Source organism: Aneurinibacillus aneurinilyticus ATCC 12856 (genome assembly GCF_000466385.1).
Taxonomy (GTDB): Bacteria; Bacillota; Bacilli; order Aneurinibacillales; family Aneurinibacillaceae; genus Aneurinibacillus; species Aneurinibacillus aneurinilyticus.
Map to the genome: position 1 here is coordinate 1 of NZ_KE952792.1, position 1494 is coordinate 1494.

The window sequence follows — 1494 nt, forward strand, 5'->3', positions numbered from 1 at the left end:
TCTACCGAATCTTGAAGTGGGGGCTTGAAAAAAGCCTTTAGTTGTCTAGCCTAAGTTTTACGAAAACTACGTTGGGATGGTGATCACACCCTCGGATGATTCCCTAGTCCGTTGCTCTGTGCAGGCACTGTAATAGTTCTGAATGGGTAGGAACGGTCAACCTGATTGGGCAGTTTTACTGCGAAGCCATTCCAACATTGGCGAAGGGAAACAAACTCCAAAAGGAGGGAATACGTCATGTTCGTATTCGTACTAAATAAGCATGGGGAATCCTTGATGCCATGCAAACCAAGAAAAGCAAGACTCTTACTCAAACAGAAGAAAGCAAAGATCGTACGTTATCAACCATTTACGATCCAATTGAAGTATGGAAGCAGTGGTTACAAACAACCGATTAATGTTGGGATAGATTTAGGTGCTAAATACACAGGGATAGCGGTTACGACCAATAACAAGGTACTTGCCAAAGGAGAGGTGGAAGTACGTCAGGATGTTAAGAGTTTGCTAGAAACAAGACGTATTTATCGAAGAAGTAGACGTAATCGAAAATGTCGCTATCGAAAGCCTCGATTTGACAACCGGAAGCGTCACGAAAACTGGTTGCCCCCAAGTATACAATGTCGCCTAGACAACACGTTTCACTGGATTGATAGTTTTTTATCTCTTGTACCAAGTCCTGTATTAACGATAGAAGTGGGGAAGTTCGATATTCAGAAGATGATGAATCCTGAGATACAAGGTGAAGAGTATCAGCAAGGGCAAACACTTGGGTATCATGATGTCCGTTACTTTGTGTTCGCAAGGGACCGTTATACGTGTCAAGTGTGTAAGAAAAAGGGCGGTATTTTGAATACGCATCATATTGTCTATCGTTCACATGGAGGAAGTGATCGAGCTGATAACCTAATCACGGTATGTACAGATTGCCATACCCATGAGAACCACCAAAAGGGTGCAATCTTATGGAAATGGATGATGGAAGGAAAGAAATTACCTACTTTCAAAGAAGGTACGTTCATGAGCATTTTCCGTAAACGAGTATTTACAAAGTACCCGAAGGCTAACATAACGTATGGGTCAATCACTACACCACGAAGGAAAGAGTTAGGATTAGAAAAAACACATGCGAATGATGCGGTTGCGATAAGTGAAATAAAAACGATTCAGCATATGAGTGATTCTGTCTTCTACATCAAGCCATTTCGTAAGAAAAAACGTTCGCTGCATGAGGCTACAGCTCGAAAAGGTCGAAAGACAAAGAATACGGAGAGCAAGAGAAACAAAAAGAATGTGAAACAACTGAAAGGATTTTATCTGAATGACCGAGTACGGGTGTATGGGCAAATTGGATATATCACAGGCTTTACTGGGACAGGTGCGGCATATGTCAAAGATATTCATGGGAGCTACATCATGAAGCCTAATAAGTCGTATAAACAGGTCAATCTAAATGACTGTGAGTTTCTGAATCACAACAATAACTGGCAATATGTC

Annotated in this window: 1 protein-coding gene; it reads left to right on the top strand. The window is 41.4% G+C overall.

Annotated elements, in window-relative coordinates; all coding sequences use genetic code 11:
* Positions 1 to 237: 237 nt before the first annotated feature.
* The coding region (gene iscB, locus HMPREF0083_RS12645; RefSeq protein WP_021621798.1) for an RNA-guided endonuclease IscB at positions 238 to 1494 on the top strand (1257 nt) is incomplete at its 3' end.